Here is a 24,912-nt window from a genome sequence, read left to right on the forward strand (position 1 = left end):
GGGAAAAGAATGAAGGAAAAACCGTGCGGGATTGGGTGGTTTTTATCGGGATTTGCTGCGGTTTCAGCAGCGATAAGGCGGTAGCAAAGGAATAGCTTTTATTTTTATCTGTTGAATGACATGGTAGTTGAATTGAAGTGCCGTCACATGATTTCATGGTGACGGCAACAAGAAAAAGGAGTCGATATGTCAGACGCCAATACCAATGAAAATGATTCGAACGTGAATGAGAATAGCGGCAACGATCAGGAACAGGCAACCAGCCAGTCCGCTGGCCAGCCGGAATATGGGGCTTATACGCCCAATGCCAACGCTATGAACGGGAATCCGAGCCAGCCCGGGAACGGCAATACCTACTCACAGAACGCAGGCCAGGGCAGCCAGAATTACGGCCAATATGTCGGCAATCAAGGTAGCGCTCCGCAGGGCGGACCGAACGGTAATCCGTACGTCTATAACGGTCAAGGGCAGAACCCGAACCAGGCTCCGTACAATGGACAGGGTCAGAATGCCAACCCGAATCAGGCTCCATACAGCGGCTATGGTCCCAACGGTTACGGTCCGTATGCCAACAATCCCAACCAGTATGGTCAGCAGTATCAGAACGGCAATGCCTACGCTGCCGGTAACCAATATGCCAACGCCAACCAGAGCAGCCAGTACCAATACGCGCAGAACGGCCAGCAGCAAGCCGGCAACGGTGGCCCCGCAGTCAACGGCAACCATTTCAACCCCCGCTCTGCCGAGCCTGGCAGCAACGAATGGTGGCGCATGAACCCCTTCAAGCTGGCTGAGGAGTGGCTGCCGAACCAAGCGAAGAAAACCATCCGTATCGTCTACGGCGTGGTCGGAATCGTTGCTCTTTTGCTCGGCCTGGCCCTGCTGATCTGGCCAGGCAAGACGCTGGTGGCCGTGGCCATCGTTTTGGGTGCCTATTTCGTGGTTTCCGGCGTCATCCGCGTCATCGGCGCCATCGTAGAAAACGGGCTGCCGGGCGGTTGGCGCGTGCTTGACATTCTCGTCGGTCTGCTTCTGGTGATTGGTGGTGTGATTATGCTCAAGAACACTGCGATTTCCACGGCTTTGCTCACGATTCTGGTCACGCTTACCGTCGGCATCGGCTGGATTATGGAAGGCATCATGGCGCTCGTGGAAACATGGCGTCTGCCGAAGTCCGGCTGGGCCATTTTCTACGCCATCATCTCCATCCTCGCCGGTATCGTCGTCCTGTTCTCTCCGTTCGCTTCGGTTATCATCCTGGTCGTTTTCGCCGGAATCGCCATGGTGGTCATGGGTATCCTTGCCATCATCCGTGCCTTCCGTTTCGGCAAGAACTGATAGCGACATCTGAAAGCCGGTAGCGCTCTGCAAGGCCGATAGGGTTGCAGGGCGCTTATCACAGCTGTCGATATTTAGCATTGATAGAGCTCATTAGATACATAACGCCCCGATGTTCTGAACGATTCACTCAGAACGTCGGGGTATTTTTCAGATTTGATAACAACAAATTACTTTCGATAATATTTCGTTGCCGATTCTTTCATGAACCGAATCGAAAGATAGCTCTCAGATTGTTGGCCGAGCGAAGTAGGGTGAAGGCATGATTGAATTGAAAACGCCAAAGGAAATCGCTTCGATGAAGGTGGCCGGCCGTTTCGTCGGCAGCATCCTCAAAGAGCTGCAGGAAACCACCAAAGTCGGCACCAACCTGCTCGAGATCGATGACCTCGTCCGTCGTCGCATCGAAAGCCGTAAGGGCGCCGAATCCTGCTATGTGGATTATGCACCCGATTTCGGCACCGGCCCCTTCAAGCATTACATCTGCACGTCGGTCAACGACGCGGTACTGCACGGGGTTCCCTATGATTACGCCTTGAAAGACGGCGATCTGGTGAGCCTCGACTTGGCCATCAGCGTCGACGGGTGGTGCGGCGATTCTGCGGTCAGCTTCGTGGTCGGCAAGGACCCGGATCCTGAGGATATCGCTCTAATCAAGTGCACCGAAGAGGCGCTCGCAGCCGGCATCGCAGCGGCACAGTCCGGCAACCGGCTTGGCGACGTCTCCGCCGCCGTCGGCGACGTGGCGCACGAGCACGGTTATACCGTCAACATGGAGTTTGGCGGACACGGCATCGGCCACGTCATGCACGGCGACCCGTTCGTGCCCAATGACGGCAAGGCCCATCACGGCTACAAGCTGCGCCCGGGCCTCACGATCGCCATCGAGCCGTGGTTCATGAAGACCACCGACGAGATTTATCAGGACGCCAAGGACGGCTGGACGTTGCGCAGCTCCGACGGTTCCAACGGCGCCCACAGCGAGCACACCATCGCCATCACTGACAATGGCCCCGAGATTCTGACCGTTCGCGAGTAATCGTCGATTTGGCTGAATAAAAAGCCCTCATATTTATCAAAGCGGCATCCGCAACTTGAAGTGCGGGTGCCGCTTTTGGTTTAACCTCGGTGTTTTTCCTATAATCGATAATTTCTATAATCCTAAATAACCCCAAATGATCCCAAAACCCTATTTTTGAGACCGGGAATGTACGGAACGTGGACATCGGTTGCGCCAGTTTACATTCATGCAATAAGGTATGTTCAATCCCTGATTGGTTGCGACAGTGCTCTCGATTTTGTCTGTTTATACAGGAAAACGGGTGGCAAAGCCGCCAATGGGGCTGAAAGGGAAGGTGAAAGCCATGGTGGAGGCAAAACTCAATGTTGACGCGAGCAAGTTCGATTTGCCTGTGGTCAAGGCCACGGAAGGCGCGGACGGCATCGTGGTCTCCAGCCTCAAAAACGACGGCTTCGTCACCCTTGATCCAGGCTTTCTGAACACCGCCCAGTGCGAGTCGAAAATCACTTTCATCGACGGCCAGAATTCCATTCTGCGCTATCGCGGCTACCCGATCGAGCAGCTTTGCGAGCAGTCCGATTTCCTTGAAGTGGCTTGGCTGTTGCAACATGGCGAGCTCCCGACCAAGTCCGAATACGACCAGTTCTGCCTCGACCTGAACCATCGCACGATGGTGGGCGAGGACTTCCGCAGCTTCATGGCTTCGTTCCCGCGTTCCGCCCAACCGATGAGCGTGCTCGCCTCGGCCATCAATGCGCTCGCGGCTTTTTATCCGGACACCACGGATATCAGCGACCCCGACCAGCTCGACGAATCGGCGCGTATCATCATGGCCAAGGCTCGTACCATTGTCAGCTATATTTATCGCCGCCGTCGCGATGAGCCCATGCTGTACCCCGATATCGCCCGCGGCTACGTCGACGATTTCCTGCGCATGTGCTTCGCCGTGCCCTACGAGCCATACGAATCCGACGAACTTTCCATCCACGCGCTTGGCCGCTTGCTCATCATCCACGCCGACCACGAGCAGAACTGCTCGACTTCCGTGGTGCGTATCGCCGGCAGTGCCCACGCCAATCTGTATTCGGCGGTGGCGGCTGGTGTCAACGCGCTTTCCGGGCCGCTGCACGGCGGTGCCAACGAAGCGGTGCTCAAGCAGCTCGAGGTCATCCGCGATTCCGGCGAATGCGTACGTCAGTTCGTCGAGAACGCGAAGAGGGACGGGAAACGTATTTCCGGTTTCGGCCATCGCGTCTACAAATGCTACGACCCGCGCGCGGTGGTCGCCAAGCATTATCTTGAGCAGCTGATGGCGCGAGGCGACGTTGACAATCATCTGCCGGCCGACGAACGGGCTTTGTTCGCCATCGCCACCGAACTTGAGGACATCGCCACGCACGACGATTATTTCATCTCACGCCATCTCTATCCGAACGTCGATTTCTACACCGGACTGCTGTATCGGGTCATCGGCTTCGACGCCCCGATGTTCACCCCGCTGTTCGCGCTCGGCCGCATTCCCGGCTGGATCGCGCAATATCGGGAAATGCTGGCGGACCCACAGACCAAGATAGGCCGTCCGCGCCAGGTCTACACCGGCGAAACCGAACGTGATTATGTGCCGATGGACCGGCGCTGAAACGGGTGACAGGAAACGGGTTCTGAGACAGTACTTTATGTTTGGCGACTTTTAAACAATAAAAGGTTGGTCGATAGTTCAATGACATTGGCAGAATGCCAACGTTTCTGAAAGCTATTGACCAACCTTTTGCTATAAAGCCATAAAGCCTTAGTTCTTGTGCAGCTTCTCGTTCAAAGCGATGCCAACCTTGCGGTAGCGGGCCTCGATGGCGCCGGTCACCGAATTGCGGATGAAGAGGATGTTGTCTTTGCCGGAAAGTTCGGAGCCCTTGACAACTTCGAGCGGTTCGCCCGCCGCGATCTTGGCCTTATCATGGATGGTGATCTTCGTGCCGGCGGTGACGTACAAGCCCGCCTCCACCACGCAGTTGTCACCCAACGAGATACCGATGCCGGCGTTCGCACCCAAGAGGCTGTGCTCGCCGATGGAGTTGCGTAGCTTGCCACCGCCCGAAAGCGTGCCCATGATGGACGATCCGCCGCCGACGTCAGAGCCGTTGCCGACCGTGACGCCCTGCGAGACCCGACCTTCGATCATGGAAGTGCCGAGCGTTCCGGCGTTGAAATTGACGAACCCAGCGTGCATTATAGTTGTTCCGGCGGCCAGGTGAGCTCCGAGACGTACGCGGTCCGCGTCACCGATGCGCACGCCTTCGGGCACCACATAGTCGATCATGCGTGGGAATTTATCAACGCCGAGCACATTGACATCGACGCGAGGAGCGGGCATGCCGCCGGCAACAGCGCCAGACTTCGCCACGGCGTTCATCACGTCCATCTTGCGCAGCGCGAAGTTCTCGGTGGCGAATGGTCCGTAGTTGGTCCACACGACGTTGGCCAACTTGGCGAAGATGCCATCGAGATTGATGGTGTTCGGCTCGACCATGCACATGCTCAGCAAATGCAGGCGCAGGTAGGCGTCGGCAGCGTCGGTGATGGGGGAGTCGAGAGATGAGACGGTGAACACAGGAACGCGCCGCACCCCGCGGGCATCCGGCTGTTCATAGGCCAAAGCGCCGAAGCCGTGTTGCGGCCGCGAAGCCTCATCGGGCGCTGCACCCATCTCAAGCTTCGGGTACCACACATCCAGCGTATTGCCTGCCTCGTCGATCGAGGCCAGACCCCAGCCCCAAGCCGTCCGTTCGTCACTCATGCTCGCTCCTTTTTGCTCAATTGTTTGAAATAAATATGTCTCTAATCTAGCGCATATTGGCATTTTTGTCCCTGGAAAGCCCAAGAGCGACGCTAAATCCCGTAGGCTCGATACAATGAAGGATTGTGAGTGATTACAGGAAAGATCGCGAACGCCGCGAGAGCCGTCGCCGCAATATCGTGCGGGCGATTTGCATCGTCGTGGCTGCTTCGATGCTGCTTGCGTTGGTGATTCCTGCAATCTATGCGGGTCTTTGACGACTTTGCGTATATTACGGTGGCAAGGTCGTGACGGTCGAAGCAGCCGGTTTTGTGGCGCAGAATTCGTTGAAGATAATGAATCGCTACGTGCCTTATAAAACCAGAAGGTTTGCGGAAACCGTAAGAACGGGAAACGAAATCGGATATCCGGCAATCTTGCGCCGAGACGGCAATCAGAGAGTTTTCAGCGAGCAAACATAAGGTGGAGTGCAATGGCAGAATTTGATTTTTCACAAGCGTTGGGCGAGGCACGTAGCAAATACGAGACGATCGAAAAGGCGTTGGACGTCGATCGCCTGAAGTCCGAAATCGATGAACTTGAGAAAGAGGCATCGGCGCCGAATCTCTGGGATGACGTCGAGAACGCGCAGAAGGTCACGAGCCGACTTTCCAACAAACAGGGGCTGATCAAGAAGCTCGATTCCCTTTCGAGTAGGCTTGACGACATCGAGACCCTTTACGAGCTCGGCCAGGAAGAGGATGACGTCGATTCGATGAAAGAGGCCCAGAACGGCGTTGACGCCCTGCAAAAGGACCTCGACGAGATGGAGATTCAGACGCTGCTCGACGGCGAGTACGACGAACGCAGCGCGGTGGTCACCATCCGAAGCGGCGCAGGTGGCGTGGATGCCGCCGATTTCGCGCAGATGCTCTTGCGCATGTACCTTCGCTGGGCCGAGCGTAACGGTTACAAGGCCAAGGTGATGGACACCTCCTACGCCGAAGAAGCGGGCATCAAATCGGCAACGTTCGAAGTAGATGCGCCTTACGCTTATGGCCGTCTTTCCGTAGAGGGCGGCACGCACCGCCTGGTCCGTATATCACCTTTCGATAACCAAGGTCGCCGTCAGACCAGCTTTGCGGCGGTCGAAGTGGTGCCGCTGGTCGAAGAGACCGACCACATCGACATCCCCGATTCTGATATCCGTGTGGACACCTACTGCTCGTCGGGCCCCGGCGGACAGGGCGTCAACACCACGTATTCCGCGGTCCGTATCACCCATTTACCCACCGGCATTGTGGTGACCATGCAGGACGAGCGCAGCCAGATTCAGAACCGTGCCGCCGCCATGGCCGTGCTCCAGTCCCGCCTTCTCGTGCTCCGCCACGAAGAGGAAGCCAAGAAGAAGAAAGAGCTGGCTGGCGACATCAAGGCCAGCTGGGGTGACCAGATGCGCTCGTATGTATTACATCCTTACCAGATGGTCAAGGATTTGCGCACCGGCTACGAAACCAGCCAGACGCAGGCGGTTTTTGACGGCGATATCAACGGGTTCATCGATGCCGGTATTCGTTGGCGTCACGAACAGCGTCGTCAGGCAGCGCTTGAGGCTGAGCAGGCCGAGGACAAAACCAAAGCAAACGGTAAAAAGTAAAGACTTTCGGTGACTTCGATAGAATCAGGACAATCTGCGATGCTGGAGTCCGTAGACTTGGGCTTGAGCAGCAAACAGTAAGGAAACGGCATTATGGCGTTGATCACATTGGACAAGGTCTCCAAGATCTACCCGAAGGGTACCAGGCCCGCCCTCGACCATATCAACCTCAACATCGAACGCGGCGATTTCGTCTTTCTTGTCGGCGCTTCCGGCTCTGGCAAAACGACATTGCTGAGCCTGCTGCTGCGTGAGGAAGAGGCTACGGACGGCGAAATCCGTGTGGCCGGCAATGATTTGCGTCGCCTCAATTCCCGTCAGATTCCGCAGTATCGCCGTTCGATCGGTTTCATTTTCCAGGATTACAAGCTCCTGAACAACAAAACCGTCTGGCAGAACGTCGCCTTCGCGCTCGAAGTAATCGGCACGCGTCGTTCGACCATCAAGTCGCTGGTGCCGAAAGTCCTTGAAACCGTAGGACTTACCGGCAAGGAAAAGAACTATCCGCACGAGCTTTCCGGTGGCGAGGCCCAGCGTGTGGCCATCGCCCGCGCCTACGTCAACCACCCGCAGATTCTTTTGGCCGACGAGCCTACCGGTAATCTCGACCCGACAACGTCTTTGGGCATTATGGAGGTCCTGGACGCGATCAACCGTACCGGCACCACCATCGTGATGGCCACCCACAACGAGGAAATCGTCAATTCCATGCGCAAGCGCGTTGTTGAGCTGCACGCAGGCAAGATCGTGCGTGACGAAGCCAAGGGCAGCTATGATTCGGCTCGCTACTTCCCGGATGCCGACGTGGAATCCAAGGCCAAACAGGTCATTGACCCCAACGCCAGCAAATTCAAGCGTCCACAGACGTTTGCCAAGGTCATATCGCCGGCAGATGGGCAGGCCGGCAATGCCCAACCCATTGATGACCGTTCCATCGTCGCCACCCAGGCCATGGATGTTGTTGCCGACGCAGTGGCCAACGGAACCGGCGAAAATGAAGGCATCGCACGCCTCGCCAATGCCGTGCATTCCGGCAGAACGGGACGATACGGCGAAGCCTTCCAATCGGCCGAGACCACGATGACCTGGGGCAAAGGCCTTACGGCCGAGGAGATGACCAGCGCGCACAAGCCGCTATCTGGTTCAGCTCAACCCGATGCGGCGAATGCTGGTAAAGCGCAAGCCACGAAGGCCGACACGGTAAACGTTGATAAAACGAGTGCCCATAAAGCGAAGGCAAGCAAATCAGAAGCAAAGACCAAAGCGCCGTCGCTTCCCGCACCCCCGGTTCCGCCGTCGCAATCGCAATCACAACCAACCCAGGCGGCAGGCAAACGCACGCCGCAAAACAAACAAGTCCAGGACGCACAAGTTCGTAGCAACAGCAACGGCAAGAATGCGGAGGAGCGGAAATGAGAGCACGGTTCATTCTTTCTGAAACATGGACGAGCTTGAGGCAGAATGTCTCGATGATTCTTTCCGTGCTGTTGGTCACCTTCATCTCCTTCCTCTTCATCGGCGCTTCCGGCCTGATGCAGGCGCAGATCACCAAGGCGAAGGGCGACTGGTACAAAGAGGTCGAAGTCGTGGTCTGGCTTTGCCCCGACGGCACCAGCCAGGCGGCCAACTGCTCGGCCGGTAAGGCGCCCACCCAGCAGGAAATTCTCCAGCTTCAGCACAAGATTCACAGCGAACTCGGCAACGTGGTCTCCAAGATCACCTACGAAAGCCGCGAGGACTTCTATAAGAACACCTTCCTCAAGCAATACCCGAACGGCATTTATCAGGGCCGGACGCTCACGGCCGCGGATATGCAGGATTCGTTGAGGCTCAAGCTCAAAGACCCGACCAAATACCAAGAGGTCTCCGAAACGCTTTCGGGCAGCCAAGGGGTCGAGGAGGTGCTCGACCAGAGGCAGATCTTCGACCCGGTCTTCGCGGTGCTCAACAAGGGCACCGTGGTCACGTTGGTATTGGCGGCGGTGATGGTGGTCGTGGCCGTCCTGCTGACGGCGATCACCATACGTATGAGCGCGGCGAGCAGAAAAAACGAGACCGAGATCATGCGTCTGGTGGGCGCCTCGAACTGGACGATTCGATTACCGTTCGTGCTTGAAGGCGTTTTGGCCTCGTTGTTGGGCTCGTTGCTCTCTTGCGCGGCCCTGAGCGCCATCGTCAAGCTGTTCATCACTGATTGGCTTGCCAAGACGGTGCAGTGGATGCCGTTTGTCAATCAGGCGACGGTGTGGCTGATGGCCCCGGCGCTGGTTGTCGGCGCGATGCTGCTTTCCGCTATCGTTTCGACGGTATCCCTACGGCGATATCTGCGGGTTTAGGAGACCAAGACCTACTATCATGTTGTAGCAGACTCACTATCCGGACCGATAATATGGGTTTGTTACAATGGGGACACTTGCATTACTTAAGAAAGGTGTTGTCGTGCTGAAAGTCACTCAACGTTTGCGTCTGTTTGTGGGGATGGTACTTGCCGTCGCTACGCTTCTGACTTCCGCCGCTGCGGTATTTACCATCAATCCGGCACAGGCCGAGGCCGCCACTTGGGGGGATTACCAGCAGAAGCAACAGGAAACCAGCGATCTGCGCAATCAGCTTGCCGGGGTCAATTCCGATTTGGCGAATAAGATCATCCAGCTCAACGATCTGACCGATAACCAGATTCCTGCGGCCCAGCAGGCTGCCGATGCCGCACAGGGCAGCGCCACACAGGCCCAGACCGCTGCGCAGTCCACAACGGACCGCCTCAACGCCGCCATCAAAGACAAGAACGACCTGCAGGCCAAGATCAAGCAGACCGGCATCGATTACGATGATGCGAAGGCCGGTGTCGCACAGGTGGCGCGTGACAGCTTCCACGCCACGCAGGCCACGCAGGTGATGGACGTGGTCACCAAGTCTTCCACCACCCAGGATTTCGTTGATAAGATGCAGTCTCAGGCCGCTGTCAAGCGCAGCGAGGCCAACGCCGCCGACGAGGACGCGAATACGCTCAACTCCTCCATGAATCGCAAGCAGCGTCTTGACGCCATCGAAGCGCAGATTTCCAAGCTCAAGATTCAGGCGGACAGCGACGCGGCCGCGGCCCAGCAGGCCGCCCAGACCGCGCAGGCCAAGCAGAGCAGCCTGCAGGACCTGCTCAACCAAGGCATGAGCCAACGTGATTATCTGCAAAGCCAGCAGAGCCAGCTGACCACGGATTCCGCAAGGGCCGCGGCGCAGATGGTCTCGCTGAAAGCGCAGATCGATGCGCAGTCCCAAGCTCAGGCGGCCGCCTACAACAACAATTACAACGCGCATTCCAGCGGGCAGACATGGAGCGGTGGCTCATCCTCCGGCGGCGGCAGCTATACTCCCGCGCCAGCGCCTGCTCCTGCAGCTCCTTCGGTTCCGGCCTGGAGCGGTGGATACGCGCCGTACCCGCCTCGTCAGTGCACGCTTTGGGCCTGGATGCGTAGGAATGCCTTGGGCAGGCCTGTCACCGGAACCATGGGTAACGGCGGCGACTGGGCCAACAGCGCGCGTGCTCTAGGCTGGTCGGTCGGCCGTACGCCCGCCGTCGGCGCGGTCGTGGTATTCGCCCGTGGCCAGAGCGTCGGCGGACATTGGACTTCCGATTACACCTATGGCCATGTGGCCGTGGTCGAGTCGATCAGCGGCGGCATGATGATGATCTCCGAAGGCGGAACTGGATTCTCCACGTTCCCGGCCTATGAGACCATCGGTGCCTCGAGCGCTTACGAATACATCTACTGATACTGACGGCTGGTTTCGGTTGTTGGTTTGATTGATTGCCGATAGCTTCCGAGTCGCGAACGCGCTGCCCTTACCGGGTGGCGCGTTCGTGCTATGGTCGGGGCATATCAGATGTGAAGGAAAATCGGGAAACAGGGTTTCAGGCAAAGGGGAGAGGCATGGCGAAGGAACAAGGTACAAAGCTCATCGCGCAGAATCGCAAGGCGCGCCACAACTATACGATTGAAGATCATTACGAAGCCGGCCTGGTGCTCACCGGCACTGAAGTGAAGTCGTTGCGCGAAGGCCGCGCGTCGCTGGCGGAATCGTTCGTCTCGATTGACCGCAACGGTGAGATGTGGCTGGAAGGTGCGAACATTCCCGAATATCTCAACGGCACGTGGAACAACCACGCTCCCAAGCGAAAGCGCAAGCTGCTCCTGCACGCCTCGCAGATTGCCAAGCTCAGCCGCCAGACGGAAGCCAAGGGCTATACCATCGTGCCGCTGAGTCTTTATTTCAAGGATGGCCGTGTGAAGGCCGAGATTGCCTTGGCTCGAGGTAAGAAGGAATATGACAAACGCCAGTCTTTGCGCGAAGCAGAAGACAAGCGCGAGGCGCTGCGTGCGATGCGCTACAAGAACAAGCTCGTACGGTAAGTCTATTTCTCATTTTTGTTGTCCATTTATTGAGATGGATTTTTTGCATAAATACGTAGGTGAGTATATTATGCATTTATACGAAGAAGGCGGAACGTGTGAATCCGCCCCAGAGAGGATTCAATATGTCGCTGAAAATTTCCAAGTCGATCAAGGTCGTTCTGGCGAGTGTCTGTGCCACCGCGATGCTGGCCAGCGTGGCCGCGTGCGGCACCACCGACGAAAGCGATCAGAGCTCGACGCCGAAGAGCAGCGGTTCCATCACGAGCTCGGTGAAGAAGGATCCGAAGATTGCTGCGATGCTTCCGGATTCGATCAAGAAAGACGGCAAGTTCACCGTCGGCACCTCACCGGATTATGCGCCTGCCGAGTTCCTCGACAAGGATGGCAAGACCCCGATCGGCTACGAGATGGACATGGCCAAGGCGATTTCCGCGGTCTTCGGCCTCAAATTCGACCCGACCTCCGCCGAGTTCGACTCGATTATGCCGGGCGTCGGCTCGAAATACGATGTCGGCATTTCTGGCTTCACCATGGACCCCGCACGTAAGGACGCCGGCGAATTCGTTTCCTTCATGAACGAAGGCGCCACTTTCGTGGTGCAAAAGGGCAACCCGAAGAAGCTGACGACCGACAACCTCTGCGGCCACAGCGTCGCGGTGCAGACCGGAACCGTGCATGAGGATACGGTCAAGAAACTGAGTACCCAGTGCACTGCCGCCGGCAAGAAGGCCATCGACATCCAGTCGATGAAGGAGCAAACCGTGGTGGCCACGAACGTCTCCACCGGCAAGGCCGATGCGTTCGTCGCCGATTCGCCGGTTTCGGGCTATGCCGTCAAGAAGAGCAACGGCTCGCTTGAGTTCCTTGGCAAGGCCTTCAACCTCACCCCCGAAGCAGTGGTGGTCAAGAAGGGCGACATGCAGACAGCGAAGGCCGTTCAGGCCGCAATCCAGAAGCTGATTGACGACGGCACGTACATGAAGATCCTCAAGTCCTGGGGCAGCGAGTCAGGCGCTGTCAAAGAGGCCAAGATCAACAACTACGAGGACGTCAAGTAGTTTTCGGCTGGTACGTATGCGATCCGATCGATGCTGATATGAAGTGTCGATCGGATTGTTGTATCCGGATTTTTGGAATATGAGACAAGAGCACGATTATGCGTAGCCTCGTATATTATACAGATAGGTTTATGACGTTCTGTATTGGTGATTGATGTAGTTTGCAGGCGAAAAGGCAGTTACGGAAGAGGTAGAAACGTTATGGTGCATAAAGACAAATCTGACGGGCTGGATATTCCCAATCGGATCCACGCAAGGCCGGTGTTTCGCCCCGGTTCGCTGATTGCGGGTATCATCGTCGCGTTCCTTGCGGTGCTGCTCGGGTATGGCATGGTGACCAACGGCCATTTCGAATGGCCGATTGTCTGGAAATATCTCTTCAACGAGCACGTCTTGAACGGCATCGGCTGGACGCTCGTGCTCACCGTGACCTCCATGCTCATCGCCATCGTGCTGGCCGTGCTGCTTGCCGTGATGCGCAAATCCGTCAACCCTGTGCTGCGCGGGGTGAGCTGGTTCTGGATCTGGTTCTTCCGCGGCACGCCTATTTACACGCAGTTGGTGTTCTGGGGCCTTTTCTCGGTGCTGATTCCGACGATTTCGCTGGGAATTCCGTTTACCAAAATCAATTTCTGGTCGATGGACACCGCGCAGCTCAACAAGCTTATAGCCCCGGGCTTCCTCGCCGCGATGCTTGGCTTGGCGTTGAACGAATCCGCTTATCTCGCCGAAATCGTGCGTGCCGGACTTGAGGCCGTGGATCCGGGGCAAAGCGAGGCCGCCGAGGCGCTGGGTATGCCGCGTTCGATGATTATGCGCCGCGTGATCCTGCCGCAGGCCATGCGCATCATCGTGCCGCCAACGGGCAACGAGGTCATCAGCATGCTCAAAACCACTTCGCTAGTTTCCGCGGTGCCGTTCAGCCTCGAGATTCAGTTCGCCACCAACGCCATCGCCAACCGCATTTACAAGCCGATTCCGCTGCTTATGGTGGCGTGCTTCTGGTACTTGGTGATCACTTCCATCCTCATGGTGGCGCAATCCTGGATCGAGCGATACTTCGGCAAGGGCTTCAACGAAGGTTCCAACGGTCCCAAAGCCGGTGACGGCGACGCTAAAGAGGAAAAACCGGCTGCAAAGGTCGCCGAAGGCAATGAAGGTGAAACCGCGTTCCTCGGACTGAACGCGTGAGGAAGGACGAGACGGAGATGAACGATATGACCAAGAACAATTCGCCTGCACAGATAAAGCCAGATTCGCGGGGAAACGAAAGTCTCAAGGGCGCCAGCGGTTCTGAGGCTGCCAACGGCACTAACAGCACCGATAGCGTCAACACCGCAATGCAGACGCCTTTGAGCAAAGCGACGGTGCCAGCCGTCAAAGCGACCCAAGTGCACAAAGCCTTCGGCAGCCTGCATGTGCTCAAAGGCATTGATATGACGGTGATGCCGGGCACGGTGACGGTGATTCTGGGGCCTTCCGGCTCCGGCAAATCCACGTTCCTGCGGTTGATCAACCAGCTTGAGACGCTGACTGGCGGCAGCATCGAGGTCGACGGCGAACTCATCGGCTACAAGCACGTCAACCACGGCGGCAAGGACGAACTGCAGACGCTGAACGACAAGGAAATCGCCAGGCAGCGTGAGAAGCTCGGGATGGTCTTCCAGCGTTTCAACCTCTTCCCGCACCGTACTGTGCTCGAAAACGTGATGGAGGCGCCGGTCCACGTCGCCAAGGTCCCCAAGGCCAAGGCGAAGGAAGAGGCCATGCGCGAGCTCGAGCGCGTAGGCATGGCCGACCGGGCCGACTACTATCCGATGCAGCTTTCCGGCGGGCAACAGCAGCGTGTCGCCATCGCACGTGCCCTTGCGATGAACCCGAAGATCATGCTCTTTGACGAGCCGACTTCAGCGCTCGATCCGGAGCTGGTGGGCGAAGTGCTTGGCGTGATGCGCTCGCTGGCCGACGCCGGCATGACCATGATTGTGGTGACCCACGAAATCGGGTTCGCCCGCGAAGTGGGGGACCAGATCGTCTTCATGGACGATGGAGTGGTCGTCGAACACGGCGGCCCCGAAATCATCGACAATCCTCAGGAGTCCCGCTTCAAAGACTTCCTTAGCCACGTGCTTTAGCTAATAATTTTTACTAGGTTTCTGACTGGCGTAGCTGGGCGGAGATATACAATGTTCGGGACGCTCCTTGGCCGCTCGGCCGTGTCTTATGCCCGAACATCGCATATCTCCGCCCAGCTACTCAACGATTAGAACAATTGAGATGGCATAAGTTAGGTTGAGTGGTGGGGTTGGGATATGCGATGCTTGACCGTAAAGACTTGGCCTGTGCAAAATCAGAGATTTTGCCTTCGCGCTCGATACATCGCGCTCACTTCGCCTACAGAAAGTCCATCGGACTTTCTGCTTAACGGCTCAGCCCGGAGCGTGTCGGACATCGTATATCCTCACCCCACCACGTCAGTTAGATATCAAATTGAATAAATAGATGAGGGCTAGAAGACGATCCCGGAAAGTTGGAGATAGTGAAACTTTCGCGGGGGAGGTGTTGCGTTTCAGGGTTGTCACGTAGACTGGGGTGCTATGTGTGGAATTGTTGGATTTGCAGGAAACAAAACCGCGTGTGGGAAACCGCTCGAAGTGTGCATGCAGGGGCTCAAGCGCCTCGAATACCGCGGATATGATTCGGCCGGCGTGGCGTTGGCCGCCCCGGGAATGGATACCGTCGCCGTACGCAAGAAGTCCGGTCGTCTGGCCAATCTCGCCGCGGACGTCGAACGCAGCCCCATGCCGGACGCGACCGTAGGCATTGGCCATACCCGCTGGGCTACGAACGGTGAGCCGAGTGACGTCAATGCGCATCCGCATACCAGCCAAGACGGCAAGATCGCCATTATCCACAACGGCATCATCGAAAACGCCGAAAAACTGAGGATGGACCTGCAGACCGAAGGTTACACGTTCCTTTCCGCCACCGACACCGAAGTAGCGGCGAAGCTGCTCGGCAAGATTGCCAATACCATCATCGAGGAAACTGGCAAGCCCGACCTATTCGAGGCGATACGTCGCATGGCGCGTATGCTTTCAGGCGCGTTCACCATTCTGGCCGTCGACGTTCGTCAGCCCGATATCGTGGTCGGTGCACGCCATGACTCACCGCTGGTTGTCGGGCTTGGCGACGGCGAAAACTTCCTCGGCTCAGACGTGGCGGCGTTCGTCGCCTACACCAAGGAAGCGATGGAACTTGACCAGGACCAGGCGGTCTGCATTTCCGGCGACACCGTCACCGTCACTGACTTCGACGGTAATCCGGTCACCGATTCCAAGCGGTTCACCGTCGACTGGGACGCCAGCGCCTCCGAAAAAGGCGGCTGGGACTCCTTCATGGACAAGGAAATCCACGAGGAACCCGCGGCGGTGCGCAACACGTTGCTCGGCCGTTTCAACGAAGGCGGCGAGATCAAGCTTGATGAGCTGCATATCGATCCGGAAGCCTTCAAACAGATCGACAAGATCATCGTCGTGGCCTGTGGTACCGCCAGTTACGCCGGCATGGTGGCCAAATACGCCATCGAGCACTGGGTACGCATTCCCGTCGAGGTTGAGCTGGCGCACGAATTCCGCTACCGCGATCCGATTTTGACCCCGCGTACGCTGGTGGTCGCCATCTCGCAGTCCGGTGAGACCATGGACACGTTGATGGCCCTGCGTCACGCTCGAGAGCAGGGTTCTCGCGTGCTTGCCATCTGCAATACGCAAGGTTCCACGATTCCGCGCGAATCCGACGCCGTGCTTTACACGCATGCCGGTCCGGAAATCGCCGTCGCCTCCACCAAGGCGTTCGTGGCCCAGATCATCGCCGCTTACCTGCTTGGTCTGTATTTCGCACAGGTCAAAAATACGCTCTATCGCGATGAAATTCATCAGATTCTGGATCAGCTCAAGGCCATGCCGGAGAAGATTCAGTGGGTGCTCGACAACGACGCCAAATCGGTAAACGATGCGGCGAAGAGGCTTCTGAACGCCAAGTCGTTCCTCTTCCTCGGCCGTCACGTCGGCTATCCGGTGGCGCTGGAAGGCGCACTTAAATTGAAGGAAATCGCCTATACCTTTACCGAAGGTTTCGCTGCCGGTGAACTCAAGCACGGGCCGATTGCGCTGGTTGAGCCGGGGGAGCCGGTTGTGGTCATTGTCCCGTCTTCGCGCGGGCGCAACGTGCTTCACAACAAGGTCATCTCCGCGATCGAAGAGGTCAAGGCGCGCGGTGCGTTTACCATCGCGGTGGCTGAACTCGGCGACCCGGACGCCGAGAAGTACGCGGATATCGTCTTCTGGCGTCCCGAATGTCCGACGCTTTTGAGCCCGTTGGTCGACGTGGTCCCGCTTCAGCTTTTCGCGCTCGACGTGGCCACGCTCAAGGGTTACGACGTCGACAAGCCGCGCAACCTCGCCAAGTCCGTGACGGTCGAGTAGAAGATTTGCAACCCAAGCATCGGTTTGTGCTCGACGAGCCGGAAGTGCCGTTTGAACTGACGATTCTTTACATCGATACGAACATCATCGTGGTGGACAAGCCGCATTTTCTCGCGACTACGCCGCGAGGGATGTGGTATCGGCAGACCGCGCTTGTTCGGTTGCGCAAACATTTTAAAGAACCTCAGATTACCCCGGCTCATCGGCTCGATCGACTGACTGCCGGGGTGGTGCTTTTCGTTCGAAATCCCGAACTGCGCGGGGCTTACCAAATGCTGTTTCAGGAACATCGGGTCGAGAAGGTATACGAATGCCTTGCGCCGGCAAAACCGATAATTCGTCCGAAAACCGGCACCACCGAGCGTCTGGACCCGCCAGCGGTGTTTCCGTTGCGGCGCCGTTCGCATATCGTCAAGGAACGCGGGCGGTTGCAGGCATACGAAATGCCGGGAAACGTCAACGCCGAAACCGTCATCGAGCTGGCGGCGGCCGGCGGGAATATTGCGTCTCAAGGCTATCGACGTTACGTTCTTCATCCGAAAACCGGTAAGACGCACCAATTGCGTGTTCATATGAATGCGCTGGGTCTGCCGATTAAAGGCGATGATTTATACCCGGAAATCCTTGAACCGGACTATACCGACTTCTCCAAGCCGCTTCAACTCGTGGCCCGTTCCATGAGTTTCATTGATCCTGTCACCCGTGTGCCGTTTACTTTTACTTCGCAAGTCGCTCTCGGCTGAGCTGTTACAAGCGAGCCGTTTCGAATGGAACTGCGTTTGTTTGCCGGAATCGCTATGGGGCAATAATGCAAATCCTGAAAGTTAAGCTAACCTGCAAGCTGCAGGCCCCGAGCTAGCTTGTCATACCCCTATCCAATCGACCGCACGGAACCGCGCTCGATGAGCTGGGTCGGAATAACGGTCTTAACTCCCGCAGGAACGTGCTGCCCGTTGCATTGCCACTTGATCATGTCGAAGGCGGTACGCCCGATTTGGTCAAACGGCATCTTCATCGTGGTCAGGTTGAGCCGGGGCACAAGGCCGACCAACGAATCGTCGACGCCTACGATGCTGACGTCCTGCGGAACTTTCTTGCCAAGGCTTTCGTAGGCTTGGATGACCCCATAGGCCATCTGGTCATTCGCCGCGTAAATGGCGGTGCAGCGCGGATTGGTCGCCAATGACAAGCCTGCCTGATAGCCGCTGTCGGCATCCCAATCGCCGATATAGGTCTGGGGAATGGGCGCGCCTACCTGCTCCAGTGCGTCCCTCCAACCCAGTTCACGGCTCTGTGCTGCTCGTGAGGAGGTCGGCCCAGCGAGATGATAGACCGTGGAATGCCCGTGGCTCAGCAGATAGTCGACGATGGCGATGGAGCAGCCGTATTGGTCCGCGTCCACGGTGGGGCAGTGGTCCGAGGGTTCCTCGCTGATGAGGACTACTGGCAAATCCGGCAAGGGCACGTACGAGTTGACGTCGGGAAGGTTCTTTTCCAGAACGACGATCACCCCGTCGACGGGCAGTTGCTTCATGCGGTTGATCGCTGCCTGCAGGGTGTGCGTGCTGTCGTAGCCGATCTGGTGGAGGGTGACGGCATAATCGTTGTCGAGTGCCGCGCTGCTGATGCCGTTGAGGATGCGAGCGTTGCCGTATGAGGTCATGTCGAAAAGGACGACGCCGATATTGTTGAAATGCCCGTGTTTCAGGGCGCGGGCCGCGTAATTCGGCCGGTAGCCGAGCTTCTGCATCGCGTCTTCGACACGTCTGTAAGTAGCCGGTTTCACCGCGCTGCTGTGATTGGCCACGCGTGAGACGGTTTGCGGGGAAACCCCTGCTTCACGGGCGACATCCTGCATTGACACTACCCGATTGGTTGGCATGGCTTGACCTCTTATATCGTTGTTCCGTTGGTCATATTGCACTTATATTGGTGACGATACCATGTCCAAGACATATTGCGTAACCGCGTTTCTCAAAAGTCATTAATCCTATCAAGAGCCTGAGTGACAGATAAATGGATATCGACACGACTGGTGTTTTACTTTTGAGAATAAATGCTATAATGGTAACGTAAACATTTTTCCCCCGACGAGCTGGTTGGCTCGTCACTGAGATTTCTTCGAAGGAGAAGATGCAAAATGAGTGCAGCAGAGGTTTCTGCCGGGCCAAGTCCCAAGGTGGACTCGGTTTCGGTTAACAAACATCGTGTGGATTGGCGTGGTTGGAAGTTTTTGTGGCCGTTTGTGGTGGTGTTTTTGTTCGTGTTCATCGTGCCGATCGTCTATGCGGTGTTCCTGTCGTTCTTCCAGACTCGTATGATCGGGGGGACGGTGTTCGTGGGCTTCCAGAATTATGCGAGGTTGTTCGGTGACGGGCAGTTCTGGGGTTCGGTGTGGCGGGTGACGCTGTTCACGCTGGTGCAGGTGCCGGTCATGCTGGCCCTGTCGGCGCTGCTGGCGTTGGCGTTGGATTCGATGAGGCTTCATGGCACGCGCTTCTTCCGTATCTCGACGTTCCTGCCGTACGCGGTGCCCGCGGTGGTCTCCACGCTGATCTGGGGGTTCATGTACGGCGCGAAGTACGGTCTGGTGGGTTCGCTGAACTCGTGGATGGGTGTGCACCTGGACGTGCTGCAGCCGAGCGTCCTGCTCGCCTCGATCGGCAACATCGTCACCTGGGAGTTCACGGGCTACAACATGCTGATCTTCTACTCGTCGCTTTCCACGATCCCGCATTCCCTGTATGAGGCTGCGGCGATCGACGGCGCGAGTGAGTGGCAGATCGTCAGGAGGATCAAGATGCCCGAATTGAAGGGGTCGTTGGCGATCACGGTGATCTTCAGCATCATCGGCAGCTTCCAGCTGTTCAACGAGCCGTCGATCATGCAGAACATGGTGCCGGGCAACGCGATCACGACCTACTACACGCCGAACATGTACGCCTACAACCTGAGCTTCACGGGCGGGCAGTCGAACTATGCGGCGGCTTTGGCGATCGTGATGGCGGTGATCACCATGGCGGTGGCGTATGCGGTGCAGCTGAACAGCATGAAGGAGCAGATGAAATGAGCCAGACCATCATGCAGAAGAACGTGAATACGTCTGCGGCTTCGGGCGCCGCCACGGTTTCGGAGACGGCCGCCGGCACGGCCGCGGCCGCGGGCGGGGCTGTGTCGCGCCTGTCGCCGTCGGAGCTGAAGGCGCAGGAGCGCCGGGCGAGGATGGACGAGAAGCAGCGCCAGCGCCGGGTGGCGAGGGACGAGGCCGCGGAGCGGAAGCGGAGCGCGCACAGCGGGTTCAGCAACCCGGAGAACCCGCGCCGCAGCTGGCCGCTGACGATTGTGGTGGCGGTGTTCGCCGCGTACTGCCTGTTCCCGTTCGTCTACCTGCTGGTCAACGCCACCAAGACGCAGGCCGACTTCACCTCGACGTTCGGCCTGGGCTTCGGGCATACCTTCGCCCTGTGGGACAACCTGACGGAGGTGTTCTCCTACCAGGACGGCATCTTCGGCCGGTGGCTGCTGAACACGCTGCTCTACGTGGTGGTGGGCGCGGGCGGCGCCACATTGCTGGCGATCATGGGCGGCTACGCGCTGGCCAAGTTCCGCTTCCCGGGCCGCAGGGCCGTGTTCGCGGTGGTCATCGGCGCGATCAGCGTGCCGGGCATCGCCCTGGCCGTCCCGCAGTTCCTCCTGTTCGCGAAGCTCGGGCTGACGAACACGCCGTGGGCGATGATCCTGCCGAGCTTGATTTCTCCGTTCGGCCTGTACCTGATGTGGATCTTCAGCGAGCAGGCCGTCCCCACCGAGCTTCTGGAGGCGGCGCACGTGGACGGGGCGGGCGAGTTCCGCACCTTCTTCACCATCGCCCTGCCCCTGCTGGCTCCCGGCATCGTGACGACCGCGCTCTTTACCATCGTGGCGACGTGGAACAACTACTTCCTTCCCCTGATCATGCTCAAGGACGCGGACTGGTACCCCCTGACCATCGGCCTGAACCAGTGGAAGGACCAGGCCTCCACCGCGGGCGGGCAGGCCATCCAGAACCTGGTGATCACCGGGAGCCTGGTGACCATCGTGCCGCTCGTGATCGCGTTCCTGCTGCTGCAGAAGTACTGGCAGTCCGGCCTCGCCGCAGGCGCCGTCAAAGAATAAAAACGACAACAAACGAGACGATACTACAAGGAATATAAAGCAATGAGTACACGCAGAACATATCGTTGGCCGCAGCCTCTTGACGGCCAAAGGCAAAGGCTCTGGTATGGAGGTGATTACAATCCCGACCAATGGCCTGAGGAAATCTGGGACGACGACATCCGCCTGATGCGCAAAGCCAAGGTCAATATCGTTTCACTCGGTATCTTTTCCTGGGCCAAAATCGAAACCAGCGACGGTGTCTTCGATTTCGGCTGGCTTGACCGTATCGTAGACAAGCTGGGCCGCGCAGGGATCGCCGTGGATATGGCCTCCGCCACCGCCTCGCCGCCGATGTGGCTGACGCAAAAGCATCCGGAAGTGCTCTGGCGCAACGATCGCGGGGACATCTGCTGGCCGGGTGCACGCCAGCATTGGCGACCCACCTCGCCGGTCTTCCGCGAGTACGCCCTGAGGCTTTGCCGCAAGATGGCCGAGCATTTTAAGGACAACCCCTACGTGGTCTCGTGGCATGTCGGCAACGAATACGGATGCCACAACCGCTTCGACTATTCCGATGACGCCATGCGTGCCTTCCAGGAGTGGTGCAAGGCGCGCTATGGCACCATCGACGCCGTCAACGACGCCTGGGGCACCGCGTTCTGGGCCCAACGGATGAATGATTTCAGCGAGATCATCCCGCCGCGCTATATCGGCGAAGGCAACTTCATGAACCCCGGCAAACTGCTTGATTTCAAGCGGTTCAGCTCCGATGCTTTGAAGGATTTCTTCGCTGCCGAACGCGACACTTTGGCCCAGATCACGCCTGATAAGCCGTTGACGACCAATTTCATGGTCAGCGCTGGCGGTACGACGCTTGACTATGACGCGTGGAGCGACGAGGTCGACTTCGTCTCGAACGACCATTATTTCACTCCTGGCGAACAGCACTTAGATGAGCTGGCTTTTTCGGCTTCGTTGGTCGACGGCCTGGCCCGTAAAAAGCCGTGGTTCCTTATGGAGAATTCGACGGCCGCCGTCAATTGGCGTCCGATCAACTATCGCAAGGAACCGGGGCAGACGGTGCGTGACGCGCTGGCCCACGTGGCCATGGGTGCCGATGCGATCTGCTATTTCCAATGGCGTCAGTCCCGCGCCGGTGCCGAGAAGTTCCACAGTGCCATGCTGCCTCACGCCGGTGAAAACAGCCAGATCTTCCGCGATGTCTGTGAGCTTGGCGAGGACCTGCAAAAGCTCTCCGAAGCCGGTCTCGAAGGAACTGAGCTGAAGAAATCCTCAGTCGCCGTCGTCTTCGATTACCAGAGTGAATGGGCCACGGAGCATAGCGCGAGCCCGACGCAGAAGGTTCGTCATTTCACGGAGCCTTTGGACTGGTTCAGGGCTTTCGCCGATCTGGGCGTCACCGCCGATATAGTGCCGATGCGAGGCGACTGGGACACCTACGAGGCTGCTGTGCTGCCGTGTGTTTATCTGCTTGGCAAGGCTGATTCGCAGCGCGTGCGCGACTACGTGGAGAAGGGCGGAAAGCTCTTCGTAACGTATTACACTGGCATTTCCGACGAGCGCGACCATGTCTGGCTGGGCGGTTATCCCGGCTCGATTCAGGACGTCGTTGGCGTGCGCAGCGAGGAATTCACACCGATGGGCGACGACCATCCCGGCGCTCTCGATCACTTGGATCTGAGCAACGGTGCCGTGGCCCACGATCTGGCCGATTGGATCACCTCGACGTCACCGGATGCCAAAGTGCTGGCGACCTATAAGGCGAACCCGCGAACCGGCATGAACGACGTGCCCGCCATCGTGGTCAACCCCTTCGGTTCGGGCAAAAGCGCCTATGTCGGCTGCAAGCTGGGGCGCGAGGGATTGCGAATTTCCTTGCCGCAGGTGCTTGACGAGATGGGTGTCGAATATTCGTCGGCGCCGGATGCTGGCCAGATACTTCGTATCGAGCGAGAAGGCAAAGATGGTCGTAATTTCGTGTTCTACTTCAACCGTGGCGACGACGACGTGAACGTCGAGTTCGATGGGGAAGCCGTGGTGTCTTCGTTGGCACAGATTCGCGAGGCCGGCAACGCCGCTTCGGTTTCGCCGAACGGTGTGCTCATAGTGAAAGGACAATGAAAACTTCAGATAAAAAGTAGGTGTTTTGCAGGCTTTAGCAGGCAACGACCAATAATTCCAGTCGTTTCCTGCCAAAGCCCATAGAAAGAAAAATGTAAAAAGCCTCACTTCCGATTTTGCAAACTGACGTGAAGTGAAGTATACTTAAAAATGTTATCGCAATCATTTTACGAACCGATTATCGTATATTTCCTTCTTGCTTCTAGGAGTTTGAAGGGATATCAAGATTCAAAGGATTGGTTACGTTGAACAAGTTTCCATTTGTCTTAAAGGCATTTGGGGAAGGAGAAAGAACGATGAAGTTCACTAAGCAAGTGATCGCAATGGTCGGCGCGGCTGCCATGTTGGTGCCGCTGGCGGCATGCGGCGGTTCGAACGGTTCCTCTGCAGACTCGTCGAAGGGCGGCAAGACCTCGATTCTCGTATGGTCCTGGGATTCTACGCTGCCTCGTACCGTGAAAGGCTTCGAGAAAGCCAATCCGGACATCACCGTGAAGGTGACCAACGCCGGAACCAACAAGAAGGAATACACCGCACTCAACAACGCGATGTCCGCAGGCAAGGGCGCGCCTGACGTCGCGCAGATCGAATATTACGCGCTGCCTGAATACGTCATCCGCAACAATGTGACCAATCTTGCGGATATGGGCGCTTCGGGCTACAAGAGCTTCTACACTCCGGGCACCTGGAACTCGGTCAACGTCAACGGAGGTGTTTACGCACTGCCGATGGACTCCGGCCCCATGGCCTTCTTCTACAACAAGGAGGTCTTCGACAAGGCCGGCGTCACGCAAGTGCCGACCACCTGGGACGAGTTCTATGACGCCGCAAAGAAGATCCGCGCCACCGGAAGCTACATCACTTCCGATTCCGGAGATGCCGGCTTCTTCGACTCCATGACTTGGCAGGCGGGCGCCAAGCCGTTCGAGACCAGCAAGGACGGCAAGACCGTGACCATCAACCTGACCGGCAACGACAAGGTCAAGAAGTGGACTGATTTCGAGCAGAAGCTCATCAATGAGGACCTGATCGACACCAAGACGCCGGGCTGGTCCGACGATTGGAACAAGGGCTTGGGCGATGGCTCCATCGCTTCGCTGCTCACCGGCGCTTGGATGCCCTACAACCTGCTTTCCGGCGCTCCACAGGCGTCCGGCAAGTGGCGCGTGGCGCAGATGCCGACCTGGGAAAAGGGCGGCACCGAGAACTCCGAAAACGGCGGTTCCTCGCTCGCTCTGATGAAGACCAAGGACAGCGCCAAGGCCAAGGCCGCGTACAAGTTCATGGAATATGCCTGCCACAACAAGGAAGGCATCAAGACCCGCGTTGACGGCGGCGCCTTCCCGGCCGACAACAACACGCTTTCCTCCAGCGACTTCCTCAACATGACCTCGATGACCGACGCCAAGGGCCAGCCCAACGAGTACTTCGGCGGACAGAAGTTCAACGAGGAGCTCGCCAAGGCCGCCAAGAACGTGATTCCTGGCTACAAGTTCCTCCCGTTCGAGGTCTATGCCCGCGGCGTGTTCTCCGATGATGCCGGCGGAGCCTTCACCGATAAGAAGATCACCCTCGACAAGGGCATTGCGGCATGGCAGAAGAACATGACCGACTACGCCAAGCAGCAGGGCTACACCGTCAAGCAGTGATTGGCGTTGGTTGATTATCAACTGATAGCGGTCGGTAATTTGCCAGTAACTCAGTAATATCGATAAATGATGTTCCGTGAATCCGGACGATTGTTCGCCCGGATTCATGGAACATTTTTATATTTATTGTTCTGACAATGGGTGGGACTCGGTGGTTGACAGAATAGATATTTGTGTGCCGCCAGCAATTATGCTTGGCAAGTTTTAAAACGGCTGAATTATGCGGAATCCGGTTGAA

At 57.4% G+C, this 24,912-nt stretch carries 20 protein-coding genes; 18 read left to right on the plus strand and 2 right to left on the minus strand.

The annotated features are described in order from the left end of the window. Nucleotides 1-186 precede the first annotated feature (186 nt). The 3 genes from OZX62_RS10000 to OZX62_RS03250 all read left to right on the plus strand — a co-directional run bounded on the left by OZX62_RS10000 (nucleotide 187) and on the right by OZX62_RS03250 (nucleotide 3,998). Nucleotides 187-1,338, plus strand: a complete 1,152-nt coding sequence (locus tag OZX62_RS10000) for a DUF308 domain-containing protein (RefSeq protein WP_348519301.1) — start codon at nucleotides 187-189, stop codon at nucleotides 1,336-1,338. Between the two features lie 262 nt (nucleotides 1,339-1,600). Beyond that, nucleotides 1,601-2,377, plus strand: coding sequence for a type I methionyl aminopeptidase (gene map, locus OZX62_RS03245; protein ID WP_277176577.1), 777 nt, complete (start codon nucleotides 1,601-1,603; stop codon nucleotides 2,375-2,377). Nucleotides 2,378-2,702: 325 nt separating this feature from the next. Further along, nucleotides 2,703-3,998 carry a citrate synthase gene (locus OZX62_RS03250; protein ID WP_277176578.1) on the plus strand — a complete coding sequence of 432 codons (1,296 nt, stop codon included), beginning with the start codon at nucleotides 2,703-2,705 and terminating at the stop codon, nucleotides 3,996-3,998. A gap of 150 nt (nucleotides 3,999-4,148) precedes the next feature. Here OZX62_RS03250 and dapD read toward each other — a convergent pair whose 3' ends face one another. After that, nucleotides 4,149-5,153: a 2,3,4,5-tetrahydropyridine-2,6-dicarboxylate N-succinyltransferase gene (dapD, locus tag OZX62_RS03255; protein WP_277176579.1), complete on the minus strand. Its 1,005-nt coding sequence runs from the start codon at nucleotides 5,151-5,153 to the stop codon at nucleotides 4,149-4,151. Nucleotides 5,154-5,278: 125 nt separating this feature from the next. On the opposite strand from dapD, the gene OZX62_RS03260 reads away from it, so the two are divergent. The 11 genes from OZX62_RS03260 to OZX62_RS03310 all read left to right on the plus strand — a co-directional run bounded on the left by OZX62_RS03260 (nucleotide 5,279) and on the right by OZX62_RS03310 (nucleotide 17,489). Next, nucleotides 5,279-5,410, plus strand: a complete 132-nt coding sequence (locus OZX62_RS03260; protein WP_277176580.1) for a hypothetical protein — start codon at nucleotides 5,279-5,281, stop codon at nucleotides 5,408-5,410. 215 nt (nucleotides 5,411-5,625) lie between these two features. Beyond that, the gene (gene prfB / locus OZX62_RS03265; RefSeq protein ID WP_277176581.1) at nucleotides 5,626-6,789 is read left to right on the plus strand and encodes a peptide chain release factor 2; all 1,164 of its coding nucleotides are present in this window, start codon (nucleotides 5,626-5,628) and stop codon (nucleotides 6,787-6,789) included. Nucleotides 6,790-6,882: 93 nt separating this feature from the next. Beyond that, nucleotides 6,883-8,205, plus strand: a complete 1,323-nt coding sequence (gene ftsE / locus OZX62_RS03270) for a cell division ATP-binding protein FtsE (RefSeq protein ID WP_277176582.1) — start codon at nucleotides 6,883-6,885, stop codon at nucleotides 8,203-8,205. After that, on the plus strand, nucleotides 8,202-9,125 hold the full coding sequence (ftsX, locus tag OZX62_RS03275) for a permease-like cell division protein FtsX (RefSeq protein WP_277176583.1): 924 nt from the start codon (nucleotides 8,202-8,204) through the stop codon (nucleotides 9,123-9,125). The genes ftsE and ftsX overlap by 4 nt, the downstream gene beginning before the upstream one ends. Before the next feature lie 103 nt (nucleotides 9,126-9,228). Next, the gene (locus OZX62_RS03280; protein ID WP_277176585.1) at nucleotides 9,229-10,560 is read left to right on the plus strand and encodes a CHAP domain-containing protein; all 1,332 of its coding nucleotides are present in this window, start codon (nucleotides 9,229-9,231) and stop codon (nucleotides 10,558-10,560) included. A gap of 158 nt (nucleotides 10,561-10,718) precedes the next feature. Further along, entirely contained in the window at nucleotides 10,719-11,198 is a 480-nt protein-coding gene (gene smpB, locus OZX62_RS03285; protein ID WP_277158969.1) for an SsrA-binding protein SmpB, read from the plus strand. Between the two features lie 131 nt (nucleotides 11,199-11,329). Then, nucleotides 11,330-12,259 (plus strand): ABC transporter substrate-binding protein, encoded by a 930-nt coding sequence (locus OZX62_RS03290; protein ID WP_277177013.1) that lies wholly within the window; start codon nucleotides 11,330-11,332, stop codon nucleotides 12,257-12,259. 201 nt (nucleotides 12,260-12,460) lie between these two features. Then, complete coding sequence (locus OZX62_RS03295) at nucleotides 12,461-13,450, plus strand: amino acid ABC transporter permease (RefSeq protein ID WP_277176586.1); 990 nt, start codon at nucleotides 12,461-12,463, stop codon at nucleotides 13,448-13,450. A 149-nt stretch (nucleotides 13,451-13,599) separates the two neighbouring features. Further along, nucleotides 13,600-14,394 carry an amino acid ABC transporter ATP-binding protein gene (locus OZX62_RS03300; protein WP_277177014.1) on the plus strand — a complete coding sequence of 265 codons (795 nt, stop codon included), beginning with the start codon at nucleotides 13,600-13,602 and terminating at the stop codon, nucleotides 14,392-14,394. Between the two features lie 462 nt (nucleotides 14,395-14,856). After that, nucleotides 14,857-16,746 (plus strand): glutamine--fructose-6-phosphate transaminase (isomerizing), encoded by a 1,890-nt coding sequence (glmS, locus tag OZX62_RS03305; protein WP_277176587.1) that lies wholly within the window; start codon nucleotides 14,857-14,859, stop codon nucleotides 16,744-16,746. 5 nt (nucleotides 16,747-16,751) lie between these two features. Then, nucleotides 16,752-17,489, plus strand: a complete 738-nt coding sequence (locus OZX62_RS03310; RefSeq protein ID WP_277176588.1) for a pseudouridine synthase — start codon at nucleotides 16,752-16,754, stop codon at nucleotides 17,487-17,489. Between the two features lie 128 nt (nucleotides 17,490-17,617). On the opposite strand, the gene OZX62_RS03315 is transcribed toward OZX62_RS03310, so the two are convergent. Continuing rightward, the gene (locus tag OZX62_RS03315; protein ID WP_277177015.1) at nucleotides 17,618-18,604 is read right to left on the minus strand and encodes a LacI family DNA-binding transcriptional regulator; all 987 of its coding nucleotides are present in this window, start codon (nucleotides 18,602-18,604) and stop codon (nucleotides 17,618-17,620) included. A gap of 282 nt (nucleotides 18,605-18,886) precedes the next feature. Between OZX62_RS03315 and OZX62_RS03320 the strand changes: the two genes are divergently transcribed. From OZX62_RS03320 to OZX62_RS03335, 4 genes are all read left to right on the plus strand, one after another. Further along, complete coding sequence (locus tag OZX62_RS03320) at nucleotides 18,887-19,816, plus strand: sugar ABC transporter permease (protein ID WP_277176589.1); 930 nt, start codon at nucleotides 18,887-18,889, stop codon at nucleotides 19,814-19,816. 152 nt (nucleotides 19,817-19,968) lie between these two features. After that, the gene (locus OZX62_RS03325) at nucleotides 19,969-20,901 is read left to right on the plus strand and encodes a carbohydrate ABC transporter permease (protein WP_277177016.1); all 933 of its coding nucleotides are present in this window, start codon (nucleotides 19,969-19,971) and stop codon (nucleotides 20,899-20,901) included. A gap of 42 nt (nucleotides 20,902-20,943) precedes the next feature. After that, nucleotides 20,944-23,025: a beta-galactosidase gene (locus OZX62_RS03330; RefSeq protein WP_277176590.1), complete on the plus strand. Its 2,082-nt coding sequence runs from the start codon at nucleotides 20,944-20,946 to the stop codon at nucleotides 23,023-23,025. A 296-nt stretch (nucleotides 23,026-23,321) separates the two neighbouring features. Next, entirely contained in the window at nucleotides 23,322-24,674 is a 1,353-nt protein-coding gene (locus OZX62_RS03335; protein ID WP_277176591.1) for an extracellular solute-binding protein, read from the plus strand. Nucleotides 24,675-24,912 lie beyond the last annotated feature (238 nt).

It is taken from the genome of Bifidobacterium sp. ESL0690, assembly GCF_029392315.1.
In the GTDB taxonomy this organism is placed as follows: Bacteria; Actinomycetota; Actinomycetes; order Actinomycetales; family Bifidobacteriaceae; genus Bifidobacterium.